Source organism: Oceanospirillum linum (assembly GCF_001995095.2).
GTDB lineage: Bacteria > Pseudomonadota > Gammaproteobacteria > Pseudomonadales > Halomonadaceae > Oceanospirillum > Oceanospirillum linum.
On record NZ_MTSD02000199.1, the window covers coordinates 1 to 403 of the forward strand.

The window sequence follows — 403 nt, forward strand, 5'->3', positions numbered from 1 at the left end:
TTTCCGCATTGGTCGCATTTTCTGACGTAAACTCTAACTTTCGAGTCATTCCAGAAATCTCATTAATGCCTAAAGTAATCCCTGTGTCGGAAAATATCCGATTAAAATACCACTCAAACGGCTGGGCTTGAGTGGCAGAAATTGGTGGGCATTCTTCCGATACGATGTCAATCGTGCCGGAATAACAAGAAAACGACTTAACATCATCGTTCAAGCCGTCTTCGTCATCGTAAATTGTAAGCCAGTATTTCCGGCCGGATTTGTCTTGGCACATGATGTAATTGCCGCTGGTCCACAAGTCAGCATGGATACTCTTGGTTAACACATTAATGTCCAACGTCTCCAAAATGGAGCCAACATATTGACCAATGAGGTAATCATCAGTCTCGTATGCATCTAAAAC

General features: G+C 42.7%; 1 protein-coding gene. It reads right to left on the bottom strand.

Annotated features, from left to right (window positions below; genetic code table 11):
- On the bottom strand, nucleotides 1–403 hold a 403-nt coding region (locus BTA35_RS18125; protein WP_161489900.1), incomplete at both ends, for a hypothetical protein.